Source organism: Variovorax sp. PvP013, from assembly GCF_050435945.1.
In the GTDB taxonomy this organism is placed as follows: domain Bacteria; phylum Pseudomonadota; class Gammaproteobacteria; order Burkholderiales; family Burkholderiaceae_C; genus Variovorax.
The window spans coordinates 1,027,349-1,051,615 of sequence record NZ_JBNDLF010000001.1; the positions used below are offsets into that span (position 1 = coordinate 1,027,349).

Consider the following 24,267-nt stretch of genomic DNA (forward strand, 5'->3'; position numbering starts at 1 on the left):
GCGAAGCCGGCCGGACCCCACCGGGCTCCATCCGCCAACCCCACGACCGCCGAACGACCACCCATGCCCGCCTCCACGCACGCCCTTCCCGACACCCGCCGCGAGACCCGCCGAACCTCGGGCGCCACGCCATCCGCGCCATGCCGGGATCGGACCGCGCCACGGCGCGTCGCCGGCGCATCGATCGCCATCGCCGGCATCCCGTCGTGATGGCGGCCGTCAAGAAACGCGGTCGCGGCCCGCGCCACCCGGCGCCGCTGGTGGCGTGGATGCACGGCCGGGTCGTCGGCGAATGGTCGGTTCGCGAAGGCGAGCACCGCTTCCGCTACGACGAGGCGTGGGTCGCCGACCCGGACGCGTGCCCGCTCTCCCTGTCGCTGCCCTTCCCGCCCGACCACGCTGCCCTGCGCGGCGCGGTCGTGGGCGACTGGTTCGACAACCTGCTGCCCGACGGCGACGCGATCCGTCCCCGCCTGAGCGGACGGCTCGACCTCGGCGCCGCCGATGCCTTCGACCTGCTGGGCGCGCTCGGCCGCGACTGCGTCGGCGCGGTGCAGCTGCTGCCGCCGGGCGCGTCGCCCGAGGATTTCGACCGCATCGACGCCACCCCGCTCGACGAGGCCGGTGTCGAGCGCGCCATCGACGCCGCGCTGGCGGGCGGCCGGCGCCGGCGCGACGACGACGGGGACGGCTTCGTCCCCGTCGCCCTGCCCGGCGCGCAGGAGAAGATCGCCCTGCTGCGGCGCGACGGCCGGTGGTTCCGTCCGCGCGGCGCCACACCGACCACGCACCTGCTCAAGCTGCCGCTCGGGCGCACTGGCCCGCCGCAGGGCGACCCGGGCGATGCGGTATCGAACGAATGGCTGTGTTCGCGCGTGATGGCCGCCTTCGGCCTGGACGTGGCGGCGTGCGACATCGCCCGCTTCGGCCGTCATGAAGCGCTGGTGGTCGAGCGCTTCGACCGCGCCTTCCAGGCCGGCGCCGATGCCGACGGCGACCGCATCGTCCGCCGGCCGCAGGAGGACCTGTGCCAGGCGCTCGGCGTGCCGGGCGCGCGGCGCTACGAGGCCGACGGCGGCCCCGGCCTGCGCGACCTCCTGCGCGTGCTCGACGCCGGCACCAACGCTGCCGCCGACAAGGCCGCGCTGGTGAAGGCGCAGATGGTCTTCTGGCTGCTGGCCGCGACCGGCGGCCATGCCAAGAACCACTCGATCCTCCTGGCGCCCGGCGGCGGCCACCGCCTTGCGCCCTTCTACGACGTGCAGTCGGCCTGGCCGGTCGTCGGCGGCGGCGGGCTCCGCGCGATCGAGCTGCAGAAGAAGACCCGGCTCGCGCTGGCCTTGCGCGAGAAGAGCGCGCACTGGGGCCTGAGCGACATCGGCGCCCGGCACTGGGACGACGTCGCCCGGCTGGCCGGCCTCGTTGATGCCCGCGCGCTGCGCGACGAGGTCGCCGACCGGCTGCCCGACGTGCTGCGCCGGGTCGAGGCCGAACTGCCGCCGGACTTCCCGGCGCCGCTGGCCGATGCCGTCCTGGGCGGCATCAGGACCCTGGCGCCGCGGCTGCACGACGCCGGCCGATCGACATCGACCTCGACATCGCACCCCTCCCAAGCCACGCCATGAAAAAAGAATCCATCGAAGCCTTCTTCGCCGCGCTGCAGGCGGCCAACCCGACGCCCGAGACCGAGCTGCTCTACGACTCGCCCTTCGAGCTGCTGGCCGCCGTGCTGTTGTCGGCGCAGGCCACCGACGTCAGCGTCAACAAGGCGACGCGCCGGCTCTACCCGGTGGCGAACACGCCGCAGGCCATCCTCGACCTCGGGCTGGAGAAACTGGAGGACCACATCAGGACCATCGGCCTCTACCGCAGCAAGGCGAAGCACCTGATGGCGACCTGCCGGATGCTGGTCGACCGGCACGGCGGCGAGGTGCCGCGCACGCGCGCCGAGCTGGAAGCCTTGCCGGGCGTGGGCCGCAAGACCGCCAACGTGGTGCTCAACGTCGCCTTCGGCGAACCGACGATGGCGGTCGACACGCACATCTTCCGCGTCGGCAACCGCACCGGCCTGGCGCCCGGCAAGACGCCCCTGGAGGTCGAACTCAAGCTGGAGAAGCGCGTGCCGCCGGCCTACCGCCTGCACGCGCACCACTGGCTGATCCTCCACGGACGCTACGTCTGCGTGGCGCGCAAGCCGAAGTGCTGGGAGTGCGCGGTGGCGGCGTATTGCGACTTCAGGCCGAAGACGCCGGCGCCCGGTGCTTGAAGACTGCACAAAGGGAAAGCGAGAGACATGCGTTTGACTTGCGTATCAAGAATTTTTTAGGAAGATCAGCAAAACAGACCTCGCCGAACTGGCCCGCGATGGGTTCTCAATTTGGCCATGTGGCCATCGACGGCGTTATTTATAGCAGAGCACACAGCAAATATGCCCGCATTCTCGATGGCGCGAGCTACCGTCAGTCCAATCTGAAAATCCGGGATTTCGAAGGATTGGTCCTTCGCGTTTCTCAAACAGAAAAAACCAAGATCGAAAACGAACTCCAACGCCGAGTCGAAATCGATGCTCCCTACAGCATCGTCAATAACAGCTGTTCGACGAACATTGCAGATGTACTGGAAAGCATCGGGATACTTTCTCACGACCCTCGTTTCAAAATGGACCCCAAATCGACCGACCTGGTGTCTCCCAAAGAAATTCTGATCGTCGTTTCTCGATCCAAGAGGATGACGAAAAGGAACCACTACTCAAAATCACCATGACGTTTAGAAAAACGGTAATCGCGATTTTTTGCGTTGTAGCCATCATTCTTCTCTTTCATACGATGTCGAAAAATTCACCTCGCTTCCAGGGCTCTTTTCATTGGAAAAAGATGGAGATAAGAAAATCGGGAGCATCCAATGCTTCGGATCTTGCCGTCTACGAGTCGATCGAGAAAATGATCAAGATTTTCCAGCTGGAAGTCGGAGACGAGTGTTATTTTCTGGAAGAGGAAGAGTGGATATGGCGTGACGCCAAGGATCCGGTCTTTGCATTAGCTCCTGTCTTTTGCCCTAAAAAGGGCGGCGGTTGGGCCATGCTTCCCAAGAGCAACTGAATTTCCCGAGTCCGTGCTTGACGGACAAGCAAAAATACAGATTGCTTGTCAAATGGAAGCCTTGACGCAGATCCACGCCCCGAACGAAATCGATCGCTGCGGCCATTCGGATGCTTCTACGGGACAGCGGATGTCCCGCTGCAGCAGCATCACCGCCCGCATCACTCCCGCGTGCGTGACCCACACGGCATCGCGCCCCGATGCACGCCACGCGTCCCAGGCCGCGCCGACGCGGGCCATGAACATCCGCGTGCTCTCGCCGTGTTCGCCCGCGCGCGCATCGGCGAAGTCGGCCGTCCAGGCGTCGAAGGCGTCGCGGCCGATGGCGTCCCACGGCCGGCCCTCCCAGGCGCCGAAATCCATCTCGGCCAGCCGCGGGTCGATGCGGACCGGGCCGAGTCGCGGCATTCGTTCGACGACCGCCGACGCCAGCGCCGTGCAGCGCCGCAGGGGTGAACACCAGAGCCGGATGTCGTCTGCGGCCCGGGAGGCGGCCGTTCCGTACGATTCCATCGCGGTCGGCCATCGCCGCGCGAAAGCGTCCGCCGCCGCGCGCGTCGCCGCCGGCTGGGCCGCCAGGTCGCTCGCGCCGTAGCACAGGCCCGGCGCGCCCTCCACCGCCGCGTGGCGCAGCAGCCAGAGCCTCGGCGCGTCAGGCCTCTCCGATGACACAGGAACAGGCGTCGGCATCGGCGACGGCCTCACCACCGCGCCGCCAGCGCGAGGTAGATCGCGATCTCGGCGACCTGCTGCGTCGCGCCCAGGCAGTCGCCCGTGAAGCCGCCGAGACGGCGCCGGAACCAGCGCGCCAGTGCGAAGGTGAGCAGCCCCGCCGCCGCCAGCGCGCCGAGCGCCGCCGGCACGCCGAACACGAAGGCCAGCCCCAGCGCGGCCGGTGCCGACCACAGCAGCGCGACGCCCAGCGCGCGACCGCCCACCGCGTCGGCCAGCGGCTTGGACTTGGCGGCCTCGCCGCTCACGTGCGGCAGCCAGCGCATCGGCGCGAGCGGCATCAGGCGCGAGAGCACGTGCGCCCCGGCCAGCGCCGCACAGGCCGATGCGGTGCCCACCGCGCCCAGCGTCGCCAGCAGCGCGAGCTTCAGCCCCAGCGCCAGCACCACTGCGAGGGCGCCGAACGCGCCGATGCGCGAGTCGCGCATGATCTCCAGCGCCCGCGCCCGGTCCTGCGTGCCGCCCAGGCCGTCGGCGACGTCGGCCAGGCCGTCCTCGTGGAAGGCGCCGGTCGCGAGCACCGTGGCGACCGTGGCCAACACCGCCGCCACGGCCGGCGGCCAGGGCGCCGACGCGAGCGCGAACGCCAGCGCGCCGATCGCCCCGACCACCCACCCCACCGCCGGGAAGTGCGCCGCGCTCGCGCGCAGCATCGCCGGGCTGTAGCCGACCCACCGCGCGAGCCGGCCGGTCACGGGGATGCGCGTGAAGAACTGGATCGCCAGCAGGAAGTGGCGCACGCCGGACGCGACGGTCTTCGACGGCATGGAACGGCCCGCGTCAGGCGGCGACGGCGTCGCCGCGCGAGACGCCGGCGGCCTCGAAGCTCGCCATCTCGCGCAGGATGCGGCAGGCCGATTCGAGCAGCGGCCACGCCAGCGCCGCGCCCGAGCCCTCGCCCAGGCGCAGGTCGAGCGCCAGCAAGGGCTCCAGGCCCAGCCGCGCCAGCAGCAGCGCGTGCCCCGGCTCGGCCGAGACGTGCGCCGCCACGCAGCGCTGCGCGACGTGCGGCGCCAGCGCCTGCGCCACCAGCACCGCCGCGCTGGCGATGAAGCCGTCGAGCACGATCACGCGCCGCTCCGCGGCCGCCTGCAGCACGGCACCCACCAGCGTCGCGATCTCGAAGCCGCCGAAGGCCGCCAGCGCGTCGAGCGGCGCCACGGCATCGGCATGCAGGGCCAGCACCTCGCCCAGCACCCGGGCCTTGCGCACGCGCCCGGCCGCGTCGAGGCCGGTACCGGCGCCGGTGCAGGCCTCGATGTCGTGCCCGGCCAGGCGCGCCAGCAGCATCGACGCCGCCGAGGTGTTGCCGATGCCCATCTCGCCGAGCAGCAACGCGTTGCCGGGCAAGGCGCGCACCACGCCGCGTCCGTCGGCGATGGCCTGCGCGCACTGCGCCGCGTTCATCGCCGGGCCGGCCGAGGCGTCGGCGGTGCCGTGCGCGACCTTGCGCGTCACCAGGCCCGGACGCGGCGTGATCTCGCCGCGCACGCCGCAGTCGACCACCGTGAGCGCCAGCCCGTGCTGGCGCGCGAGCACGCTGACGGCCGCCCCGCCGCCGAGGAAGTTCTCGACCATCTGCCGCGTCACCTCGCTCGGATAGGCCGACACGCCCCGCGCGGCCAGGCCGTGGTCGGCGGCGCAGACCAGCATCTGCGGCCGGTCCAGCACGGGCGTCTCGGTGCCCAGGATGCCGCCGATGCGCAGCGCCAGGCCCTCGATGCGGCCGAGCGCGCCCAACGGCTTGGTCTTGTCGTCGAGCGCGGCCTGCAGGCGGCGCGCGAGCGCGGGATCGGCGATGTCGACGATGGCGCGGGTCTCGGCGTTGTCGATGGCGCTGGCGCATCCGGCCTTGGGGACGGCTGTTCCGGACGTGTCCGCGAGGCCGTTAGCAGAAGAAGGAAAGGAGTTCATGGAAGGTGTCGAAGGAAGTCAGTCGATGAGGGACCGCAGCACGCCCGGCTGGAAGTGCGCGTCGATGAAATCGGCCAGGCCGTCGAAGACCGAGTCCAGCGTCGGCGCGGCGGCGCCGAACAGCGCGCGCAGCACGCCGGGGTCCTCGAACAGGCCGTGGAGGTAGACGCCGAGCACGTTGCCCGCCGCGTTGCGCCAGCCCAGTCCGTCGGGCAGCACTGCGTGCGCGCGCTCGCCGGCGGCGGCCATGGCGGGATGCTCGGCGGTGGCGCCGTGATGGATCTCGTAGCCGCGCACGTCCAGCCCCGACAGCGCGCGCCACGGCCCGCCGTCGATCGCGCCGAAGGCGGCCTCGCGCTGCCGCACCGTCTTCTCGGGCTCGAACACCGTGACCAGCGGCAGCAGGCCCAGGCCGGGCGCGTTGCCGTCGATGCCGTGCGGGTCGATCAATGCCTCCCCCAGCATCTGCAGGCCGCCGCAGACGCCCAGCACCGCCCCGCCCCGCGCGGCGTGCGCCGTCACGGCGCGGTCCAGGCCCTGCGCGCGCAGCCAGGCGAGGTCGCCGCTGGTGTGCTTGGAGCCGGGCAGCACGATCCAGTCGGCGGGCGCCAGGTCGGCCAGCTCAGCCGGACCGCGCACCCAGCGCAGCCGCACGCCGTCGAGGTTCTTCAGCGGCTGGAACTCGTCGAGGTTGCTGATGCGCGGCGTCGCGATCACGGCGACGGTCAGGCGCACCTCGCCGGCCGACGTGGCGCGGGCGTCGAACACGCCGTCCTCCTCCGGCAGGCCGTGCTGCCACCACATCGGCAACGTCGCCACGGTGGGCACGCCGGTCAGTTCCCGCAGGCGCTCGGGCGCGGGCGCGAGCAGCGACGCGTCGCCCCGGAAGCGGTTGAGCACGAAGCCGCGCAGCAGTGCGCGGTCGGCCTCGGGCAGCAGCGCCCAGGTGCCGTAGAGGTGCGCGAAGGCGCCGCCGCGGTCGATGTCGCTCACCAGCATGCAGCGCGCGTCGGCATGGCGCGCGACGCGCAGGTTGACGATGTCGCTGGCCATCAGGTTGATCTCGGCCGGCGAGCCCGCGCCCTCGACGACGACGATGTCGTTCTCCGCGCGCAGTCCGTCGAGCGCGGCGGCTATCTGCGGCCAGACACGCTCGCTGCGACCGCGCCACGGCAGCGCGGTGAGTTCCGGGCTCACCCGGCCCATCAGCACGACCTGGCTGTGGGTGTCGCGCTCGGGCTTGAGCAGCAGCGGGTTCATGCGCACCTCCGGCTCGGCGCGCGCGGCCAGGGCCTGGAAGTACTGCGCGCTGCCGATCTCGCCGCCGGCGACGACGCGCGCGTTGTTGCTCATGTTCTGCGCCTTGAACGGCGCCACCCGCAGCCCCTGGCGTGCGTACCAGCGGCACAGGGCCGTCGCCAGCCAGCTCTTGCCGGCGCCGCTGGTGGTGCCCAGGACCATGACGCAGCGCGCGGCGGGCGGCCGCCCTGTAGACGAAGGATTCATCGACGGAAGCTCCTTTCGGGGTTTGTACTGAGACGGAAAGCGAAAGACTGGCAAGCAGATGAAACACCCGGACACCCTGTCATCACATCGTCATGCAAAGCCGTTGGGCGGATTCCTTCCGACAAAGACACACGATGGCATCGAGACGAGAACTGGCCTTGAAGGTCGAAGAACGGGCGGCGGGCGAATTCCGCTGGGTCCTGCTGGAGGCCTGCGAGATGCAGGGCTCGGACGTCTTCCACTACCGGGTCCTGCGGACGGCCGCGACTCCGCAGTCCACCTACTGGGATGCGATGGTGCTGGGCATGGCCGAGCTGCGCCGGACGGTGGAGACCGCCACGGCGGCCACCGACATCGAGCGCTGCGCCTGACTGTGGAGATCGGCTGACGACCGCAGGGGCGATTCCCCGCATCGCAAGCCCGGGCTCGCGCTTCATGGTGAAGCCTCTTTCAACAAGGAGCACACCGTGACCCAGGCCAACGATTCCACCTCCCACCCCGCCGGCAAGACCCACGAGGAACCCGAGATCACCCAGGAAGAGGCGGTGCCGAACGACGGCCGCGATGTCGAGGGAGAGAAGCTCATGAAAGAGGTCTCGAACGACAAGCTGGAAGAGAAGCCCGGCGAGGAAAAGAAGGCCTGAGCACCGCGTCGCGCAGGGCCTCCTGCGCGACCGGAGGCAGCACCGCGACGCGGCAATGGCCGGGCAGGCCGAAGGACGCCGCGTCCCGCACCTTGATCCCCTCGACGCGCAAGGCCGCGACCCAGCCCGCCAGGTCGTCCACGCCGGGATCGACGCACAGGAAGTTCGTGGCGGTGGCCCGCATCCGCCAACCCAGGTCGTCGCAAAGCGCTCGCTGGCGTTTCCTCCATCCACGCAGCACGTCCCGGCTCGATGCCAGCCAGTCCTGCACGGCGGCGGCGCACCAGCCGTCGAGCATCGCCACGCCGTGCGACCCCGCGGCCCACGAAGGGGCCATGCGCTGCAGGTCGTCCGCGAGTTCCGATCCGTCCGACGGCGCGATCGCATAGGCCGCCCGCACCCCCGTCAGTCCCAGGGCCTTGTTCGGCGTCCAGAGGCGCCAGACGCGGTCCGCCTGCGTGCGTGTCAGACCGAGGCCGCCGTCCAGCCGGAGCGGCTCGTAGGCCAGGTCGAGCACGCCGGTCGTCGACGGCGCGAGGGCGTCGATGCGTCCGCCCAGCCCCGGCACCGCTTGGCCGAGCGGACTCGACGGGTCGCAATGCCAGACCAGGGCCGGCGGGTCGCCGGCGGGACCGGCGGCGTCGCGACCGTCGGACGCTCCGATGGCGGCGAGCCCCCAGACCTGGGCCGCGCGCGCGTAGTCGCCGTAGCCGTGCGTCGGCAGCGCCACGCCGCGACCACCGCGACGCGCGACGGCCGCCGTGATGCGGAAGATGAATTCACTGGCGCTGGCGGCGATCACGATGCGCTCTGCCTCCACGCCGTGGAAGCCGGCCAGCCGCTCGCGCAAGGCGGTATAGCGCGGATCGGGATAGCGCGCCGCGTCGGCCCGCCGCACGGCGGCCAGGACCTCGGGGCACGGCCCGCAGGCGTTGGCGTTGGTGGAGAAGTCGTGGCGCACCGGCGCGCCGTCGTCCGGGCCGCCGTGCAGGAACGCCGCGTCGTCGGTCATGCGAACCTCGCCGCGAGCGTCGGCACGAGCGCCATCAGCGCGGCGCCGACGACCAGCAGCCGCACCGCGCGCGCGCCCGCCCGCGCCGCCCGCGCCACGTCGCCCGCGAGCGGCGCCGGTGCCGACGCGTGGAGCGCGTAGACACCCGGCTTGCCCAGCCGCACGCCCAGGCCGAGCGCCATCGCCGCCATCGGCCAGCCGCTGTTGGGCGACGGCGTGCGGCCGGCCTCGCGGCGCAGGGCCGCCAGGGTGGCGCGGGGCGCAGCTCCTCCGACCGACGCCGAGACCGAACCCGCGTCGCCACGACGACCGGCGAAATGGCCGTGCAGCAGCAGCGCCGTCGCGCGCGCGGGCAGCCACGACAGCACGTCGTCGGCCCGCGCGGCCCACTTGCCGGCCCAGGTCCAGTCGCGGCCGTTGCGTTCTCCGAGGTAGCCCCACATGGCGTCGGCCGTGTTGGCGAAGCGATAGACCGCCGCGCCGGGCAGCCCCGCGACGGCGAACCAGAACAGCGGCGCCACCACCGAGTCGTTGAGGTTCTCCGCCAGCGATTCGATGGCGCTCTCGCGCACCCCGGTCGCGTCGAGCATCGCGACGTCGCGGCTCACCAGGCGCGAGAGGCGCGCGCGGCCGGCGTCGAGCGATTCGCCCAGCGCCGCCTCCACCGCCAGCACCTCGTCGCGCAGCATCCGCCAAGCCAGCAGCGGCTTGAGCAGCAGGCCCAGCAGCGCCGCCGCCAGCCACGCCGGCCCCTGCCCCACGGCCCATTGCAGCCCCAATGCGACGGCGCCGACGCCGGCCGCGCCCAGGCACCACGCCGCCGCGCCGAGCCCGAACGGCCGCCAGCGCGCCGGCGACCCCTCCGACGCCCACGGCGCGATCCGCCGCCCCGTCGCGCCCAGGTAGCGCCCCATCCCCACCACCGGGTGCCAGCGCGCCGGCGGCTCGCCGAAGACCCGGTCAACGCCCAGCGCGATGCCGATCGCCAGCGCCGTCTGCCATGCGGTCATCGGCGCGTCATTCCCCGCTGCCGGGCCGGGCGGGAGCGCCGGCGCCGGCGGCCTGCTTGAGCACGGTCATCTTGGTGACCGTGTCGGCCAGTTCGATCAACGCCGGCGGGCAGCGCCGGCCGGTCAGCACCACGTGCGCGTCCGACGGCCGCGCGCGCAGGGTGGCCAGCACGTCGTCCAGCGGCAGCCGGTCCTCGGCCAGCGAATCGGCGATCCCGTCGAGCACCACCAGGAAATGCGCGCCCGACAGGATCGACGCCCGGGCGCGTGCCCAGCCGTCGCGCGCGAGGCCGATGCCGCCGTCGCCCACGTCCTCGATCGCGATGCCGATCCGCTCGAACAACCGCTGCTCGCCCAGGCGCGCGGCCGGCGCCGGCGTGAAGCGCCAGATCTTCACGGTCCTGCCGTGGATGTGGTGGCGGCCGTGGGCGCGCAGGGCGAGGCCGAAGGCGGCCGTGCTCTTGCCCTTGCCCTCGCCGGTGTGGACGATGACGAGGCCGCGGCGCTCGCCCTCGGGTTTCTCGTAGGGCTTGACGGCGGGAGGTGTTTCGATCTGCATGGGCATGGGGGGGGTTAGGCTTCGGACTCCGAATCGCTTCTTCGAGGACACGGGACATGGACACGACCCAGGATTTCGACGGCACCACGGTGCTGATCACCGGCGCGGCCGGCAACCTCGGCGCCGCCGTCGCGCGAGCCTTCGCGGCGCGCGGCGCCCGGCTGGCGCTGCTGGACCTGAACGAGGCCGCACTGCAGCGGACCTTCGGCGACGCCGGCGACGATCGCCTGTACGTCGCCGCCGACCTGCTGCAACCGGCCGAGGCCGACGCGGCGGCCGCGCGCGCCGTCGAACGCTTCGGGCGCATCGACGTGCTGTGCAACCTCGCCGGCGGCTTCCGCATGGGCGAGGCGGTGCACGAGACCTCGGCGCGGACCTGGGACTTCCTGCTGGACCTCAACGCGCGCACGGTGCTGCACATGGCACACGCCGTGGTGCCCGGCATGCTGGCGGCCGGCGGCGGGCGCATCGTCAACGTCGGCGCCTTCGCGGCGCAGAAGGGCGTGGCGCAGATGGGCGCCTACGTCGCGGCCAAGAGCGCCGTGATCCGCCTGACCGAATCGATGGCGGCCGAGCTGCGCGAGCGCGGCGTCAACGTCAACTGCGTGCTGCCCACCGTCATCGACACGCCCGAGAACCGCGCCGCCATGCCCGATGCCGATCCGGCGCGCTGGGTCGCGCCGGCCGACCTGGCCGAGGCGATCGTGTTCCTGGCCTCGAAGGCGGCGCGCGCCATCCACGGCGCGGCGCTGCCGGTGACCGGACTGAGCTGACCGAGCCGGGACGGCGGTCGTCGTCATCGCGGCAGCGCGATCCACTGGCCGGCCACGCGGTGCACGGCGACGCGCCGGTCGAACACCGCCTCCAGCGCGGCGTGCGTGGCCGGGTCGTCGCAGCCGCCGTGGTGCACGACGCGGCCGGCGGCCATGACCACCAGGTCGTCGGCCGCCAGCGCCACCGACAGCTCGTGCAGCACGCTGACCACCGTGCGGCCCCGGCCGGCCAGGGCGCGCGCGGTGCGCATCCAGTCGGCCTGGTGCGGCGGGTCAAGGTTGGTCAGCGGCTCGTCCATCAGCACGACCTCGGCCTCGACCGCCAGCGCGCGCGCGAGCAGCACGCGCTGGCGCTCGCCGCCGGAGAGTTCGCCCAAGGGCCGGTCGCGCCAGTCCCAGGCCTGGGTCTCGCGCAGGGCGCGCTCGACGGCCGCGCGGTCGGCATCGTTCGGCGCGGCCAGCCAGCGCTGGTGCGGCAGGCGGCCGAGCATGGCGACGTCGTGCACGCGCAGGTCGTCGGCGCCGGCGTCGCCCGCCCCGCCCTGCCCCAGCCACGACAGGCGCCGCGCCCGCTCGCGGCCCGGCAGCGCGGCCAGCGGCGCGCCGCCGAGCCGCACCTCGCCGCGATGGCCGGCCTGCAGCCCCGCCAGCACCCGCAGCAGGGTCGACTTGCCCGCGCCGTTGGGCCCGACGACGGCGCTCCAGCGGCCCGCCGCCAAGGCCAGGTCGACGTCGTGCAGCACCTCGACGCCGCCCAGCGCGACGCCGACGCCGCGCGCCTCGATCGCCACGGCGCCGCCGCCGACCCGGGCGCCGGCGCCGGCATCGATGCCGGCCGCCCCCACCGGTCCGTCGCGCCGCGCCGTCACCGCGCGCCCCCGCGCAGCGTGCCGCCGCGCATCAGCCACAGCAGGTAGCCGCCGCCGAGCAGCGCCGTCAGCACGCCCACGGGCAGCTCCTGCGGCGCGATCAGCCAGCGCGCCAGCAGGTCGGCCGCCATCAGCAGCAATCCGCCCATCGCCGCCGACAGCACGATCAACCCGGCGTGCGTGGTCTTGACCACCGAGCGCACCAGGTGCGGCGCGGCCAGCCCGACGAAGGCGATCAGCCCGGTCTGCGCCACGGCCGCCCCGGTGGCCAGGGCCAGCACCGCGACCAGCGCCGCGCGCATCGCGGGCAGCGGCAGGCCCAGGCTGGCGGCCGTCGCCTCGCCCAGCGCCAGGCCGTCGAGCACCGGCGCCAGCACCCGGCCGGCCACGACGCAGACCAGCGCGCAGCCGGCCATCGTCGCGCAGGCGCTCCAGCCGACCAGCCCGGTGTTGCCGAGCATGAAGCCCGTCAGCGCGACCAGGATGTCGGCCTGCTGCAGGGTGACCAGGTCCTTCGTCGCCCCCAGCACCACGCCGACGATCACGCCGGCCAGCAGCAGGCGCAGGGTCTGCTGCACCCCGCGCGCCAGCGCCAGCGTCAGCAGCACCGCCGCCGTCGCGCCGACGAAGGCCGCGCCGGTCAGCCCGAGGCGCAATGCCCACTGCGCCCCCACCGACGCGCCGGCCGCGTCGCCGCCGAACAGCAGCAGCGCGAACGCCACGCCCAGCAGGGCGCCCGAGGCGCTGCCCAGCAGGTACGGATCGGCCAGCGGGTTGCGGAACAGTCCCTGCGCCACCGCGCCGGAGAGGCCCAGCAGCGCGCCCGCGAGCCAGGCGCCCAGCGTGCGCGGCAGGCGGATGTCGCGGACGATCTGCAGCGCGACCGGATCGTCCCGCAGCGAGAAGACGCTCGTGAAGCCGGTGCTGCCGATGCCCAGGCCGACGACGAGCGACGCGAGCCCCAGGCCCATCAGCACGCCGCCGACGACGAGCACGCGCCGCCGCCGCGGATCGCTCATGGCGTGGCCTTCGCCGGCGCGGCACCGGCGGCAGGAGACGCCGCGGCGGCGGACGTGCCGGCACCACCGGCCGTCGCGGAGACGCCGGCGCCGGGCGCCTTCTCCGCCAGGCAGCGCGCCATCAGCCGCGCCGCCTCGGCCATGCGCGGACCCGGGCGCACCAGCACGTCGGACTCCTCGGCCGTGAAGCGGCAGATGCGCTGCGCGCGCACGGCGCGGATGCCGCCCCAGCCCGGGCGCTGCTCCAGCCCGGCGGCGCTGCGCGCGCCGACCATGATCAGCTCGGGATCGGCGCGCACCACGTACTCGGGATTGAGCTTGGGGAACGGCCCCAGCGCCGCCGGCACGACGTTGCGCGCGCCCAGGCGGATCAGCGTCTCGCCGATGAACGAGGTCTCGCCGGCCGCGTAGGGCGCGTTGTTGACCTCGAAGTACACCCGTGTCCCGCGCGCGGCGGCCGGCAGCGACTGCGCCGCCGCCGCCACGCCGGCGTCGATCGCGCGCCAGACGCGCTGCGCGTCGTCCACGCCCAGCACGGTGCCCAGGGTGTCGAGCACGCGGCGCACGTCGGCGCTGGTGCGCGGCTCCAGCGCGATCACCTTCACGCCCAGCGCCTCCAGCCGCTGCGTCACGCGCGAGGCCTGCGACAGCAGCACCACGTCCGGCCGCAGCGCGACGATGGCCTCGACGTTCGGGTCCAGCCCGCCGCCCAACTGCGGCAGCGCGCGCACCGACGCCGGCGAGTTCGAGTAGCGGTCGACCCCCACCAGCCGGTCGCAGGCGCCCAGCGCGCAGACCGATTCGGTCAGCGACGGCAGCAGGCTGACGATGCGCCGTGGCGGACTCGGCAGTGACACGGTCGCGCCGCGCTCGTCGCGCACCTCGGCGGCGCGGGCGCCCGTGGCCGGCCCGGCCAGCGCGGCCGCCACCGCCATGGCGAGGGCGATCGGGCGCCGGATCGCGGTGCGTGTCATGCGGGGTCCTTCAGGGTCAGCGGCAGTCCGGCCGCCATCAGCGTGACGCGGTCGCAGACGGCGGCCACGTCCTGGTTGAGGCGGCCGAGCGCGTCGACGAAGGCGCGCACCTCGCGCCCCAGCGGGATCACGCCCAGGCCGATCTCGTTGCCCACCAGCACCAGCGGGCCGCGCGCGGCGCCGATGGCGGCGAGCAGGTCGCGGATCGCGATGCCGGCATCGCGGTCCGTGGGCGTCATCGGCATCAGGTGCGCGGTCAGCCACAGCGTCAGGCAGTCGACCAGCACCAGCGTCTCGGGCGCGCCGTGGGCGGCGACGGCCTCGGCCAGCCGCAGCGGTTCCTCCACCGTGCGCAGGCCCGGCACGCGCGCGGCGCGCTCGCGGCGGTGGCGCGCGATGCGCGCGCGCATCTCGTCGTCCCAGGGCTGCGCGGTGGCGATCAGCACCGCCCGGCGCGCCGGATCGCCGTCCAGCCAGGCCTTCGCCCGCAGTTCGGCACGGCGCGACTTGCCGCTCTTCTGGCCGCCGAGGATGAGTTCGCGTTCAGGCATCGCGCGAGGGTCCGTGGAATGCCGCGTCGATCACGTCGGCGGTGGCGGTGGCGGCAGCGGTGGCGGTGGCGGCATCTTCCGCGAAGGCGATCGGCGCGGCGTCGAAGAGCCGCGCCGTCGCGCGCGGGTCGGAAGCGAACCAGGCGTGGAAGTAGCTCGCCCGCACGCCCCCGTGCACGAGGACGGCCTCGCCGGACCGCGCCGTCGCCCCGGGCTGGCCCGGCGGCGGCGACGTGCGCGCCGCCGCCGGGCATGGCGTGTCGCTGGTCGAATAGTGGAAGGTATGGCCGCGCAACGTGCCGCCGTCGGCCAGGCGCAGCACCTGCGGGCCGAGCCCGGCGAGGCGCTTCCCCATCGTCGAGGCACCCGGCAGCAGGCCCCACATCGCGTGCGCGGTGCCGTCGGCTGCGACCAGGGTGTCGAACAGCGCCATCATCCCGCCGCATTCGGCCCACACCGGTTTGCCGGCGGCGGCGTGCGCGGCCAGCGCCTTGCGCAGCGGCGCGCAGGCCGAGAGCGCGGCGGCGTGCAGCTCCGGATAGCCGCCCGGCAACCAGACGGCGTCGCAGGCCGGCAGCGTGTCGCCCGCCAGCGGCGCGAAGAAGACGACCCGCGCGCCGAGCATTTCCAGCACGTCGACGTTGGCCGGATAGATGAAGGCGAAGGCCGCGTCGCGCGCCACCGCGACGGTGCGGCCGGCCAGCGGGCGGGCGGTCGCGGCCGCGGTTGTCGTCGCCGTCGCCGGTTCGGCAGGACGCGGCGCGTCGAAGCGCACCCGAGGCAGCGCCTCGACCGGCAGCGCCCCCAGCGGCGTCGCGGCCAGCGCATCGGCGGCGGCGTCCAGGCGCGCGAGCGCGTCGGCGGTGTCGCAGGTCGTCACCAGGCCCAGGTGGCGTTCCGGCAGCGTGAACGCCGGGCCGCGCGGCAGTCCGCCCAGCCACTGCGCCGGTTCCCGCAGCGCCTCGCGCAGCATGTCGGCGTGGCGCTCGCCCGCGACGCGATTGGCCAGCACGCCCAGCCACGGCAGGCCGGGGCGGAAGTTCCGCAGGCCGAAGGCCAGCGCGCCGAAGGTGCCGGCCATCGCCCGCGCGTCGATCACCGCCAGCACCGGCAGGCCGAAGCGTTCGGCCAGGTCGGCCGCGCACGGACGGCCGTCGAACAGCCCCATCACGCCCTCGACGATCAGCAGGTCGGCCGACATGGCGGCCGCGTGCAGGCGCGCGCGGCAGTCGGCCTCGCCGTTGATCCACAGGTCCAGCGAATGCACCGGCGCGCCGGAGGCCAGCGCCAGCCACTGCGGATCGAGGAAGTCCGGCCCGCACTTGAAGACCCGCACGCGCCGCCCGGCGCGCGCGTGCAGCCGCGCCAGCGCCGCCGCGACGGTCGTCTTGCCCTGGCCCGAGGCCGGCGCGGCCACCAGCACGGCGGCGCGACGGATCACGCCGTCCGCCCCCGGCGCCGGCACCGTCGTCACGCCTACTGCGGCGTCCACTTCACACCGACGTAGCCGCGGCGGCCACCCGTCGCGTAGGTGCGGGCCAGCTGGTAGTCCTTGTCGCCGACGTTGTCGATGCGCGCGACCAGGCCGAGTTCGCGCGTGAGCTGCGTCGTCGCCGACAGGTTCAGCAGCGCGTAGCCGCCCAAGGAGCGCGTGTTGGCGGCGTCGTCGTAGCGCAGGGCCGAGGCCTGCACCTCGGCGCCCAGGGTCCAACCGGCCAGGCGCCAGTCGGCGCCCACCGTCGCGTGGCGGCGCGAGCGGCGCGCGAGCTGGCGGTCGGTGTCGAGGTCGCGCGGGTCCTGGAAGTCGGCCGAGGCGCGCAGCGTCACGTCGCCGATGCGGTGGCCGGCCGACAGCGTCACGCCCTCGTACCGCGCGCGCGCCGTGTTGCCGTAGCAGCCGAAGTCGTCCAGGCACGGTCCCGGCGCGCCGAAGGCGATCAGGTTGGTGATCCGGTTGCGGTAGGCGACGACGCCGGCGGTGGTCGCGCCCTGCGTGTAGCGCAGGCCGACCTCGACGTTCTTTCCTTCTTCCGGCTGCAGGCCGGCGACGCCGTACTGGCTGAAGCGCTGATAGAGCGTCGGCGCGCGGAACGAGCTGCCCACCGAGGCGGTGGCCCGCCACTGCGGCGTGATCGCGAAGCCGTAGGCGGCGCTGCCGGTGGACTTGCCGCCGAACTCGCTGTCGTCGTCGTGGCGCGCATGCAGCTGCACCGAGTGCGGCCCCTGCACGAAGCCGTAGCCCAGCGCCAGTGCGTTCTGCGCGCGGTCGCCCGCGAGGCGCGCGCCGAAGGCCGTCGCGGCGTTGTCGAGCGCGTCCTCGCGCCGCTCCAGCGCGGCCGTCACCCGGTGCGCGCCGAGGCGCAGCTCGTTCTGGAACAGGTAGCCGCGCAGCCGCGTCTCGGTGCGGTAGAACGAGGGCTGCGTCTCGTAGGTGCTGCGGCTGTCGGTGACCTGCACGCGCGTGCTGTAGCTGTCGCTCCAGCGGGCGATCCAGGCCGCGCCGACGGTGCGCAGCCGGGTGGTGCTGACGTCGTCGTCGAACGCGGCCGGCGCGCGCGCGGCGAAGGCCGGATCGTCGTACCTGGCGCGGTTCTCGCTGGCCAGCAGCGTGGCCTCGATGCGCTGCGTCGGGCTGATGCGAAGGCCCAGCCGCGCGTTGGCCGAGTCGATGCGATAGCCGTCGCGGTCCGGGCTGGTGAAGCCGTCGGCGGACGGCACGCGCAGCGCGAGCGGCTGCACGTCGAAGCCCCGGCTGCGCTCGCGGGCGGCGCCGAGCGAATAGTCGACCGCGCCGTCGACGCCGGCCGAGCCGCTCACGCCGGCCTCGATACGGCGCAGGTCGTGGCTGCCGATGCCCACGCCCACGTAGGGCCGGGCCGCGCCCTCGCCGCGCCGGGTGAAGAGCTGCACCACGCCGCCGATGGCGTCGGAGCCGTAGACCGCCGCCGCCGGACCGCGCAGCACCTCGATGCGGTCGATCTGCGCCAGCGGGATCGCCTCCCACGCGGCGCCGCCGGTGGACTGCGAGTCGATGCGCACGCCGTCGAGGTAGACCGCCGTGAAGCGCGACTCGGCACCGCGGACGAAGACGCTGCTCGTGCCGGCGATGCCGCCGTTGCGCGCGATCTCGATGCCCGGCAGGCGCGCGAGCACGTCGGCCACGCCGGTCGCGCCGCTGCGCTCGATGGCGGCGCGGTCGACGATGGAGACGTCGCCCACCAGGTCGGCCAGCGGCTGCTCGACGCGCGTGGCGGTGACCACGGTCTCGCGCAGCGTGGCGTCGGCGGGCAGGGCCTGGGCCGTCGCGAGGACGGGCCAGGCGGCGGCGAGCGCCAGCGCCAGGGGCAGGGGACGTGCGGGTGCGGACCGGCGCGCGCCGGCGGGGAAAACGGGATTCGTCATGGAACGGAAGGCTCGGAATCAAGACCCTGTCCGGCTTCCCCGCCGGACGTCTGGGTGTCACGACGGCGCACAGGGCGCCGTCACCTCGTTGGCCGGTATCCGGGCTTGCAGCGCATCCTCCACCGCCTTCCCAGGCACCTGTTTCAGGGCGCCCAGTGGCGACTTGGCGGAGGTGGCGCCGGTGAGGACGCCGTCTGCTGGACCGTTGCGGGGGCAGCGCAGGCTGGCCGCGGCCCGGGGGGCGTGTGGCTCCTGCTTCCCGTTGAACTGCGCCGCGTGAACCGCGGCGCGAGCACCAACGCGGCGGATTCTACGGGAGGCCCTTTTCGGAATCGCGCTCATACAATCGTTTCCATGTCCGACCCGAGCCCCATCGACCAGATCGCCGAGCGCGTCGAGCGCCTGCTGGCGCGCCACGAGGAAGTCCTGCGCGCCAACGCGCAGCTGCAGGACCAGGTGGCCGCCCTGGCGCACGAGCGCGATGCGCTCCTCGCCCGCTTCGCCGAAGCCCGCGTGCGCCTGGACGCCGTGCTGCAGCGCCTGCCGGCCGACCCGTCGCACGACGGCGCCACCACGCCGGCACCGCCCGCTCCCCCTTCCCCCGCCGCCTTCGCGGCCGTTCGATGAAGCAGATCGAAGTCCAGATCATGGGCCAGAGCTACCTGCTCGGCTGCCCCGAGGGCGGGGAGGCGCGACTGCGCGACGCCGTCGAGCGCGTCGACCTCACCATGTGCCGCATCCGCGATGCCGGCAAGGTGCGCGCGCGCGACCGCATCGCCGTGCTGGCCTCGCTCCACCTGGCCTACGACCTCGGGCAGCAGACGGCCGCGGCCGAGGCGAGCGCGGCGGAGGCCACCGCCGCCGCCCACCTCGCCGCCCAGGCCCACGCCCAGCTCGAAGCGGCCGCGGCGGCCCGCCTCAAGGCGGACATCGAGGCCGCCGCCATGGCGCGCGCCCGCGCGGAGGCCGACGCCCGGCTGCAGGCCGAGGCCGCGGCCCGCGCGCAGGCCGACGCCGAGGCACGCCGGGCGGCGCTGCCGCCGCCATCCCCTCCGGCCGCGCCGCGGGACCGTCTCGACGACCTCGTCAAGCGCCTCGATCAAGCCCTTGCCGGCGACCCTCATTTGCCTTGAACCGGCACGTACGCCGGACTCCGGCGCATAGAATCGTCCCCGTCTGCGGTGCGCGCCGGGCTTAATATTTCCTTGTTCCAATGCTCTCCGGAGCCGGGCTTGGTACATCGCTCGACGGGCGTGATCATCTCGCGTCAGATGAACCCGAAGTCGTGGCTGCCCTCGCCCACCTGAACCCTGGTTCAGGATGCGGGTCCGGTGCACATTCGCAGACACCTTCTTCCCTTCCGGTCGACGCCACGTCGTCCGACACGGCCTCGTCGGCGCCGCTGACGATTCCCGCTTCCCCTCCTTCGAATACTGACCGGCGCCCCCGCGGGCCGCGCCGCCCGAAGGCCGTCCGCGCCGCGTCCACCCACGAAGGAAAACAACACCATGTCCGCTCCCCTGCCCCACGCCGCCGAGCCGCTGCGCTACCAGCCGTCCCACGAATCGCTCGAGGACGACGAATCGAAGACCACGCAGGAACTCAAGGAGGCGCTGCACCGGATCAGCGAGATCGTGCACAGGGACGAGGGCCATGCCTACCGCAGCGTGCACGCCAAGAGCCACGGCCTGCTGCTGGCCGAATTGAAGGTGCTCGACGGCCTGCCGGAACGGTTGGCGCAGGGCCTGTTCGCCAAGCCCGGCACCTATCCCGTGGCCATGCGCTTCTCCACCACGCCGGGCGACCTGCTCGACGACGCCGTCTCCACGCCGCGCGGGGTCGCGCTGAAGGTCGTCGGCGTCGAGGGCGACCGCGTCTCGGGCTCCGAGGGCGACGTCACGCAGGACTTCGTGCTGGTCAACGGCCCGGTGTTCAGCGCGCCCACGGCCAAGGCCTTCCTGCGTCCGCTCAAGCTGCTGGCCGCGACCACCGACAAGGCGCCGGGTTTGAAGAAGGTGCTGTCGGCCGCCCTGCGCGGACTGGAGACGCTGGTCGAGAAGGCCGGCGGCGAGGTCGCCACGTTCAAGACCATGGGCGGCCATCCGGCGACCCACATCCTCGGCGAGACCTTCTACACGCAGGTGCCGCTGCTCCACGGCCCCTACATGGCCAAGCTGTCGCTGGCGCCGGTGTCGGCCGAACTGGTGGCGCTGACGGGCACGCTGCTGGACCTCGGCGACGGACCCGACGTCATCCGCGAGGCCGTGCTGCGGCACTTCGCCCACAACGGCGGCGAGTGGGAACTGCGCGTGCAGCTGTGCACCGACATCGAGGCCATGCCGATCGAGGACGCCTCGGTCGAATGGCCGGAGGACCGCAGCCCCTTCGTCACCGTGGCCCGCCTGAGCGCGCAGCCGCAGGTCGCCTGGAGCCCGGCGCGCTCGGCGGCGGTGGACGACGGCATGTCGTTCTCGCCCTGGCACGCGCTGGCCGCGCACCGCCCGATCGGCTCGATCATGCGCGTGCGCAAGGCGGTCTACGACATGGCGGCGCAGTTCCGCAGCAACGCCAACGGCGTGTCGGTGGACGAACCGAACACGCTCACCTCGTTGCCGGCCTGATCGGCTCGGAGCGGGCGTTGCCCGCGCCGGCGGCCGCCGTGCTGCCGGCGAACAGGCCCTTGTGCTGCTCGCGCAACGCGGCCTTCTGCACCTTGCCCATGGTGTTGCGCGGCAGCTCGTCGACCACGAAGCAGCGCTTGGGGATCTTGAAGTTCGCCAGCTGCTTGCTCAGCGCCGCCAGGATCGCCTCCGCGTCGGGCCGCTCGCCCTGGCGGCCCACCACCAGCGCCACGCCCACCTCGCCGAAGTCCGGATGCGGCACGCCGACGATGGCGCTCTCGGCCACGCCCGGCAGCTCGTTGATGGCGCCCTCGATCTCGGCCGGATAGACGTTGTAGCCGCCGCTGATGATGAGGTCCTTGCTGCGTCCGACGATGGTGACGTAGCCCAGGCCGTCGATGCGGCCGACGTCGCCGGTCTTGAAGAAGCCGTCGGCCGTGAACTCCTCGCGCGTCTTCTCCGGCATGCGCCAGTAGCCGGCGAAGACGTTGGGTCCGGCCACCTCGATGCCGCCGATCTCGTCGGTGACGCAGTCGCGGAACTCGCCGCCGCCGCCGTCGTCGGCCGTGCGCACCCGCAGGCTCACGCCCGGCAGGGGAAAGCCCACCGTGCCGCCGCGCCGCTCGCCCTGCACCGGGCGGTAGGGGTTGGAGGTCAGCATCGCCGTCTCGCTCATGCCGTAGCGCTCCAGGATGGTGTGGCCGGTGCGCTCGCGCCAGGTCTCGAAGGTCTCGATGAGCAGCGGCGCCGAGCCGGAGATGAACAGCCGCATGCGCGCGCAGGCCTCCCGCGTCAGGCCGGACTCGACCAGCATGCGCACGTAGAGCGTCGGCACGCCCATGAAGACGGTGGCGTCGGCCAGGCGCGCCACCGCCCGCTTCGGGTCGAAGCGGTCGAACCAGATCATCCGGCTGCCGTTGAGCAGGGCGCCGTGCAGGGCGACGAACAGGCCGTGGACGTGGAAGATCGGCAGCGCGTGGATCAGCACGTCGCCCTCGACCCAGCCCCAGTAGTCCTTGAGCACCTCGGCGTTGGAGCGCAGGTTGCGGTGCGTGAGCATCGCGCCCTTGCTGCGCCCGGTGGTGCCGCTGGTGTAGAGGATGGCGGCGAGGTCGTCGTCGGCCTTGTGCGCCGGCGCGTGCCGGTCCGGGCACTGCGCGGCGACGTCGAGCAGGCTGCCGCTGCGGTCGTCGTCGAGCGTGAAGACGTGGCGCGTGCCGGCTGCCACGGCGATCGGCGCCACCCAGTCGGCGTTGGCGCTGCTGCACACCATCACGGCGGGCTCGGCGTTGCCGATGAAGTAGGCGATCTCGGCGCTGCGGTAGGCGGTGTTCAGCGGCAGGAAGACATGGCCGGCGCGCAAGGTCGCCAGGTACAGCGCCACGGCCTCGACCGATTTCTCGACCTGCACGGCGATGCGCGAGCCCGGTGGTAGCGCCAGCGCGTCGAGCACGTTGGCGATGCGCGCGCTGGCCCGGTCGAGGTCGCGCCACGAGCAGGTCGGGCCCCCGTCGGTCTCGATGGCGATGGCGTCGAGGTCGGCCGGGAAGCCCGCGCGCAGCGTCACGAAGAGATTGGCGTTGACGGCGGGCGAGGAAGTCGATGGAGCGTTCATGGTTCGTCTGGCGGAGAAGGCCCGGAGGGGGAAAGGGACGTTCGAGGAAATGGAAGGGGAAAGGGACGGAATCGATGGCGGACGTCGGATCCGTCGCATCAGAAGACCGGCGCGCGCCGGGCGATGAAGGCGGCGATGCCTTCCCGGTGCTCGGCGGCGCCGGCATGGTCGTAGGTCGCGGCGTCGGGCACGGCGTCGCGCCGCAGGCCCGCCAGCATGCGCTTGTTCAGCCGCGCCGCGCCCGGCGCCAGCGCGGCGATGCGCGCGGCGTGCGCCAGCGCCGCGTCGGCCACGGCGTCGTCGGCCACGACGCGCAGCAGGAAGCCCGCCTCGCACAGGCGCTGCGCGCCGTGTACGCCGGCGGCCAGCAGCATGTCGCGCGCGAGGGTGTCGCCGACCGCGCCGTGCACCAGCGCGGCCTCGCGCGGCGCCATCGGAAAACCCAGCTTCGCGATCGGCGCGCCGAAGCTCGCCGAGGCGCCGGCCAGGCGGATGTCGCAGCAGCTCGCGATCTCCAGGCCGGCGCCCATGCACGGGCCCTCGATCTGCGCCACCAGCGGCACCTCGCAGTCGAGCATCGCGCCCAGGCCGCCCCAGACGTCGTTCTCGTGGAAGTCGCGCAGGCTCTCCGGCTCGAAGCGGAAGGCCGGGTACTCGGAGATGTCGCCGCCGGCGCAGAAGGCGCCGCCCTCCCCGCGCACGACGACGCAACGCAGCGCCGGGTCGGCGCCGAGGCTTCCGAAGGCCGCACGCAGGGCGCCCCACATGCCGCGCGACATGGCGTTGAGCCGCCCCGGATGCGCGAGCGTGACGAGGGCGACGCGGCCACCGTGTCCGGCCGGGTGCTCGATGCGGATCTCGCCGGGCATCGGGTATCAGTCGAGCTTGGTGCCGGAGGCCTTGACCACGGCGGCCCAGCGCCGGACCTCGGCGTTCACGAAGCGGCCGAACGCCGCCGTCGTGACGTCCGGGATCTCCGAGCCGTTGGCCGCCCAGATGGCGCGCAGGTCGTCGGCCGCGAGCGCCTTCCTCGCGCTCTCGATGACGCGCGTCTGCACCTCGGCCGGCGCGCCCTTGGGCGCCCACAGGCCGTACCAGGTGGTCACGGTGTAGTCGGGCAGGCCCACCTCGGCGGCGCAGGGCACGTCGGGGAAGGCGGGATTGCGCTTGGCGCCCGAGACCATCAGCGCCTTGATGCGCCCGGCCTTGATGTGCTGGGCCGACGAGCCCAGGCCGTCGAACATGAGGTCGACGTTGCCGGCGATGAGGTCCTGCAGCGCCGGTCCGGCGCCGCGGTAGGGGATGTGGGTGATGAAGACGCCGGTCTGCAGCTTGAACAGTTCGCCGGCCAGGTGGTGCGAGGTGCCGGCGCCGGCCGAGGCGTAGTTGAGCCGGCCGGGGTTCTTCTTCGCCAGCTCCAGGAACTCGCGGTAGTTCGCGGCCTTCACGCGCTGGGGATTGACCACCAGCACCTGCGGCACGTCGGCCAGCAGCATGAGGGGGACGAAGTCGCGCTCGATGTCGTAGTCCAGGCGCGGGTAGACCGCCGGCGCGATGGCGTGATGCACGGCGCCCATGAAGAGCGTGTAGCCGTCGGGCTGGGCCTTGGCGGCGATGCTGGCGCCGAGCGTGCCGCCGGCGCCGCCCCGGTTGTCGATCACCAGCGTCTGGCCGGTCGCGCGCGCGAACTGGGCCGAGAACGGCCGGGCGAAGGCGTCGGTGCCGCCGCCGGCCGGGAACGGCACGACCATCGTCACCGGCCGCGTCGGCCAGGCCGCCGGCGTCTGCGCGCGGGCCGGGGACGGCGCGCCGAGCAGGCCGAAGGTGGTCGCCGTGGCGGCGGTGGCGGCCGTGGTGGTGGCCAGGCGCAGCAGGTCGCGCCGGTGGAAGTCTCGGTTCATGGGTCGTCTCCAGTCGTCGTCGTTGTCGTCTTCTTCGTCCCGTGGTCCCGGCCGGTCGCGCGATGTC

Annotated in this window: 25 protein-coding genes, 1 pseudogene and 1 riboswitch; of the genes and pseudogenes, 10 read left to right on the forward strand and 16 right to left on the reverse strand. The window is 73.4% G+C overall.

The features are described 5' to 3' along the window. The first annotated feature begins 140 nt into the window (after positions 1-140). From ABID77_RS04930 to ABID77_RS04945, 4 genes are read left to right on the forward strand one after another with little or no spacing between them, the layout of a single operon-like run. Positions 141-1,625, forward strand: a complete 1,485-nt coding sequence (locus tag ABID77_RS04930) for a HipA domain-containing protein (protein ID WP_429591698.1) — start codon at positions 141-143, stop codon at positions 1,623-1,625. Further along, the gene (nth, locus tag ABID77_RS04935; protein WP_429591700.1) at positions 1,622-2,266 is read left to right on the forward strand and encodes an endonuclease III; all 645 of its coding nucleotides are present in this window, start codon (positions 1,622-1,624) and stop codon (positions 2,264-2,266) included. Before ABID77_RS04930 ends, nth begins: the two co-directional genes overlap by 4 nt. Beyond that, positions 2,263-2,763, forward strand: a complete 501-nt coding sequence (locus ABID77_RS04940) for a hypothetical protein (protein ID WP_429591702.1) — start codon at positions 2,263-2,265, stop codon at positions 2,761-2,763. Before nth ends, ABID77_RS04940 begins: the two co-directional genes overlap by 4 nt. Next, a complete protein-coding gene (locus ABID77_RS04945; RefSeq protein ID WP_429591704.1) occupies positions 2,760-3,098 on the forward strand; it encodes a hypothetical protein in 339 nt (112 codons plus the stop codon). The genes ABID77_RS04940 and ABID77_RS04945 overlap by 4 nt, the downstream gene beginning before the upstream one ends. Before the next feature lie 48 nt (positions 3,099-3,146). Here the strand turns inward: ABID77_RS04945 and ABID77_RS04950 are convergent, their stop codons facing one another. The 4 genes from ABID77_RS04950 to ABID77_RS04965 are packed head-to-tail and all read right to left on the reverse strand — an operon-like array spanning position 3,147 to position 7,250. Next, positions 3,147-3,788: a histidine phosphatase family protein gene (locus ABID77_RS04950; protein ID WP_429591707.1), complete on the reverse strand. Its 642-nt coding sequence runs from the start codon at positions 3,786-3,788 to the stop codon at positions 3,147-3,149. Between the two features lie 11 nt (positions 3,789-3,799). After that, the gene (cobS, locus tag ABID77_RS04955) at positions 3,800-4,597 is read right to left on the reverse strand and encodes an adenosylcobinamide-GDP ribazoletransferase (RefSeq protein WP_429591710.1); all 798 of its coding nucleotides are present in this window, start codon (positions 4,595-4,597) and stop codon (positions 3,800-3,802) included. Positions 4,598-4,610: 13 nt separating this feature from the next. Next, positions 4,611-5,744 (reverse strand): nicotinate-nucleotide--dimethylbenzimidazole phosphoribosyltransferase, encoded by a 1,134-nt coding sequence (gene cobT / locus ABID77_RS04960; protein ID WP_429591713.1) that lies wholly within the window; start codon positions 5,742-5,744, stop codon positions 4,611-4,613. Positions 5,745-5,762: 18 nt separating this feature from the next. After that, on the reverse strand, positions 5,763-7,250 hold the full coding sequence (locus tag ABID77_RS04965; protein WP_429591716.1) for a cobyric acid synthase: 1,488 nt from the start codon (positions 7,248-7,250) through the stop codon (positions 5,763-5,765). A gap of 134 nt (positions 7,251-7,384) precedes the next feature. Between ABID77_RS04965 and ABID77_RS04970 the strand changes: the two genes are divergently transcribed. After that, on the forward strand, positions 7,385-7,621 hold the full coding sequence (locus ABID77_RS04970; RefSeq protein WP_429591718.1) for a hypothetical protein: 237 nt from the start codon (positions 7,385-7,387) through the stop codon (positions 7,619-7,621). A 96-nt stretch (positions 7,622-7,717) separates the two neighbouring features. After that, complete coding sequence (locus ABID77_RS04975; protein WP_429591721.1) at positions 7,718-7,894, forward strand: hypothetical protein; 177 nt, start codon at positions 7,718-7,720, stop codon at positions 7,892-7,894. Here the strand turns inward: ABID77_RS04975 and ABID77_RS04980 are convergent. The 3 genes from ABID77_RS04980 to ABID77_RS04990 are packed head-to-tail and all read right to left on the reverse strand — an operon-like array spanning position 7,833 to position 10,475. Further along, complete coding sequence (locus ABID77_RS04980) at positions 7,833-8,906, reverse strand: aminotransferase class I/II-fold pyridoxal phosphate-dependent enzyme (RefSeq protein WP_429591724.1); 1,074 nt, start codon at positions 8,904-8,906, stop codon at positions 7,833-7,835. The two genes, ABID77_RS04975 and ABID77_RS04980, sit on opposite strands and share 62 nt — an antisense overlap. Next, complete coding sequence (gene cbiB, locus ABID77_RS04985) at positions 8,903-9,916, reverse strand: adenosylcobinamide-phosphate synthase CbiB (RefSeq protein ID WP_429591727.1); 1,014 nt, start codon at positions 9,914-9,916, stop codon at positions 8,903-8,905. The genes ABID77_RS04980 and cbiB overlap by 4 nt, the downstream gene beginning before the upstream one ends. Positions 9,917-9,923: 7 nt before the next feature. Continuing rightward, positions 9,924-10,475 (reverse strand): cob(I)yrinic acid a,c-diamide adenosyltransferase, encoded by a 552-nt coding sequence (locus ABID77_RS04990; protein WP_429591730.1) that lies wholly within the window; start codon positions 10,473-10,475, stop codon positions 9,924-9,926. 56 nt (positions 10,476-10,531) lie between these two features. On the opposite strand from ABID77_RS04990, the gene ABID77_RS04995 reads away from it, so the two are divergent. Further along, positions 10,532-11,248, forward strand: coding sequence for an SDR family NAD(P)-dependent oxidoreductase (locus ABID77_RS04995; RefSeq protein ID WP_429591733.1), 717 nt, complete (start codon positions 10,532-10,534; stop codon positions 11,246-11,248). A gap of 23 nt (positions 11,249-11,271) precedes the next feature. Here ABID77_RS04995 and ABID77_RS05000 read toward each other — a convergent pair whose 3' ends face one another. The 6 genes from ABID77_RS05000 to ABID77_RS05025 form a co-directional block, all read right to left on the reverse strand. Next, positions 11,272-12,039 (reverse strand): ABC transporter ATP-binding protein, encoded by a 768-nt coding sequence (locus ABID77_RS05000; protein ID WP_429593294.1) that lies wholly within the window; start codon positions 12,037-12,039, stop codon positions 11,272-11,274. A 74-nt stretch (positions 12,040-12,113) separates the two neighbouring features. Continuing rightward, a complete protein-coding gene (locus ABID77_RS05005) occupies positions 12,114-13,136 on the reverse strand; it encodes a FecCD family ABC transporter permease (RefSeq protein WP_429591736.1) in 1,023 nt (340 codons plus the stop codon). Beyond that, positions 13,133-14,110 carry an ABC transporter substrate-binding protein gene (locus ABID77_RS05010; protein ID WP_429591739.1) on the reverse strand — a complete coding sequence of 326 codons (978 nt, stop codon included), beginning with the start codon at positions 14,108-14,110 and terminating at the stop codon, positions 13,133-13,135. The genes ABID77_RS05005 and ABID77_RS05010 overlap by 4 nt, the downstream gene beginning before the upstream one ends. Next, positions 14,107-14,661 (reverse strand): bifunctional adenosylcobinamide kinase/adenosylcobinamide-phosphate guanylyltransferase, encoded by a 555-nt coding sequence (locus ABID77_RS05015; RefSeq protein WP_429591742.1) that lies wholly within the window; start codon positions 14,659-14,661, stop codon positions 14,107-14,109. The genes ABID77_RS05010 and ABID77_RS05015 overlap by 4 nt, the downstream gene beginning before the upstream one ends. Further along, entirely contained in the window at positions 14,654-16,126 is a 1,473-nt protein-coding gene (locus ABID77_RS05020; RefSeq protein WP_429593297.1) for a cobyrinate a,c-diamide synthase, read from the reverse strand. Before ABID77_RS05020 ends, ABID77_RS05015 begins: the two co-directional genes overlap by 8 nt. A gap of 11 nt (positions 16,127-16,137) precedes the next feature. Further along, positions 16,138-18,063, reverse strand: a complete 1,926-nt coding sequence (locus ABID77_RS05025) for a TonB-dependent receptor domain-containing protein (protein ID WP_429591744.1) — start codon at positions 18,061-18,063, stop codon at positions 16,138-16,140. Positions 18,064-18,136: 73 nt separating this feature from the next. Beyond that, positions 18,137-18,378: riboswitch (cobalamin riboswitch) on the reverse strand. Positions 18,379-18,417: 39 nt separating this feature from the next. On the opposite strand from ABID77_RS05025, the gene ABID77_RS05030 reads away from it, so the two are divergent. The 3 genes and pseudogenes from ABID77_RS05030 (at position 18,418) to ABID77_RS05040 (ending at position 20,684) form a co-directional block, all read left to right on the forward strand. Then, complete coding sequence (locus ABID77_RS05030) at positions 18,418-18,690, forward strand: DUF904 domain-containing protein (protein WP_429591747.1); 273 nt, start codon at positions 18,418-18,420, stop codon at positions 18,688-18,690. Next, positions 18,687-18,926: pseudogene (locus ABID77_RS05035) on the forward strand (cell division protein ZapA); the annotation flags it as partial. The gene ABID77_RS05030 and the pseudogene ABID77_RS05035, both read left to right, overlap by 4 nt. A 645-nt stretch (positions 18,927-19,571) precedes the next feature. Then, positions 19,572-20,684 (forward strand): catalase family protein, encoded by a 1,113-nt coding sequence (locus ABID77_RS05040; RefSeq protein WP_429591750.1) that lies wholly within the window; start codon positions 19,572-19,574, stop codon positions 20,682-20,684. Here ABID77_RS05040 and ABID77_RS05045 read toward each other — a convergent pair. From ABID77_RS05045 to ABID77_RS05055, 3 genes are all read right to left on the reverse strand, one after another. Beyond that, positions 20,665-22,299, reverse strand: coding sequence for a malonate--CoA ligase (locus ABID77_RS05045; RefSeq protein WP_429591753.1), 1,635 nt, complete (start codon positions 22,297-22,299; stop codon positions 20,665-20,667). The two genes, ABID77_RS05040 and ABID77_RS05045, sit on opposite strands and share 20 nt — an antisense overlap. Before the next feature lie 98 nt (positions 22,300-22,397). After that, positions 22,398-23,168, reverse strand: coding sequence for an enoyl-CoA hydratase/isomerase family protein (locus ABID77_RS05050; RefSeq protein WP_429591756.1), 771 nt, complete (start codon positions 23,166-23,168; stop codon positions 22,398-22,400). Between the two features lie 6 nt (positions 23,169-23,174). Then, positions 23,175-24,200, reverse strand: coding sequence for a Bug family tripartite tricarboxylate transporter substrate binding protein (locus ABID77_RS05055; RefSeq protein WP_429591758.1), 1,026 nt, complete (start codon positions 24,198-24,200; stop codon positions 23,175-23,177). Between the last annotated feature and the right edge of the window lie 67 nt (positions 24,201-24,267).

What these genes read in the sequence shown, in the direction of transcription:
- ABID77_RS04930 (WP_429591698.1), top strand. Translation starts at nt 141, where the DNA reads ATGCCGGGATCGGACCGCGCCACGGCGCGTCGCCGGCGCATCGATCGC.
- nth (WP_429591700.1), top strand. Translation starts at nt 1,622, where the DNA reads ATGAAAAAAGAATCCATCGAAGCCTTCTTCGCCGCGCTGCAGGCGGCC.
- ABID77_RS04945 (WP_429591704.1), top strand. Translation starts at nt 2,760, where the DNA reads ATGACGTTTAGAAAAACGGTAATCGCGATTTTTTGCGTTGTAGCCATC.
- ABID77_RS04950 (WP_429591707.1), bottom strand. Translation starts at nt 3,788, where the DNA reads ATGCCGACGCCTGTTCCTGTGTCATCGGAGAGGCCTGACGCGCCGAGG.
- cobS (WP_429591710.1), bottom strand. Translation starts at nt 4,597, where the DNA reads ATGCCGTCGAAGACCGTCGCGTCCGGCGTGCGCCACTTCCTGCTGGCG.
- cobT (WP_429591713.1), bottom strand. Translation starts at nt 5,744, where the DNA reads ATGAACTCCTTTCCTTCTTCTGCTAACGGCCTCGCGGACACGTCCGGA.
- ABID77_RS04965 (WP_429591716.1), bottom strand. Translation starts at nt 7,250, where the DNA reads ATGAATCCTTCGTCTACAGGGCGGCCGCCCGCCGCGCGCTGCGTCATG.
- ABID77_RS04970 (WP_429591718.1), top strand. Translation starts at nt 7,385, where the DNA reads ATGGCATCGAGACGAGAACTGGCCTTGAAGGTCGAAGAACGGGCGGCG.
- ABID77_RS04980 (WP_429591724.1), bottom strand. Translation starts at nt 8,906, where the DNA reads ATGACCGACGACGCGGCGTTCCTGCACGGCGGCCCGGACGACGGCGCG.
- cbiB (WP_429591727.1), bottom strand. Translation starts at nt 9,916, where the DNA reads ATGACCGCATGGCAGACGGCGCTGGCGATCGGCATCGCGCTGGGCGTT.
- ABID77_RS04990 (WP_429591730.1), bottom strand. Translation starts at nt 10,475, where the DNA reads ATGCAGATCGAAACACCTCCCGCCGTCAAGCCCTACGAGAAACCCGAG.
- ABID77_RS04995 (WP_429591733.1), top strand. Translation starts at nt 10,532, where the DNA reads ATGGACACGACCCAGGATTTCGACGGCACCACGGTGCTGATCACCGGC.
- ABID77_RS05005 (WP_429591736.1), bottom strand. Translation starts at nt 13,136, where the DNA reads ATGAGCGATCCGCGGCGGCGGCGCGTGCTCGTCGTCGGCGGCGTGCTG.
- ABID77_RS05010 (WP_429591739.1), bottom strand. Translation starts at nt 14,110, where the DNA reads ATGACACGCACCGCGATCCGGCGCCCGATCGCCCTCGCCATGGCGGTG.
- ABID77_RS05015 (WP_429591742.1), bottom strand. Translation starts at nt 14,661, where the DNA reads ATGCCTGAACGCGAACTCATCCTCGGCGGCCAGAAGAGCGGCAAGTCG.
- ABID77_RS05025 (WP_429591744.1), bottom strand. Translation starts at nt 18,063, where the DNA reads ATGACGAATCCCGTTTTCCCCGCCGGCGCGCGCCGGTCCGCACCCGCA.
- ABID77_RS05030 (WP_429591747.1), top strand. Translation starts at nt 18,418, where the DNA reads ATGTCCGACCCGAGCCCCATCGACCAGATCGCCGAGCGCGTCGAGCGC.
- ABID77_RS05040 (WP_429591750.1), top strand. Translation starts at nt 19,572, where the DNA reads ATGTCCGCTCCCCTGCCCCACGCCGCCGAGCCGCTGCGCTACCAGCCG.
- ABID77_RS05045 (WP_429591753.1), bottom strand. Translation starts at nt 22,299, where the DNA reads ATGAACGCTCCATCGACTTCCTCGCCCGCCGTCAACGCCAATCTCTTC.
- ABID77_RS05050 (WP_429591756.1), bottom strand. Translation starts at nt 23,168, where the DNA reads ATGCCCGGCGAGATCCGCATCGAGCACCCGGCCGGACACGGTGGCCGC.
- ABID77_RS05055 (WP_429591758.1), bottom strand. Translation starts at nt 24,200, where the DNA reads ATGAACCGAGACTTCCACCGGCGCGACCTGCTGCGCCTGGCCACCACC.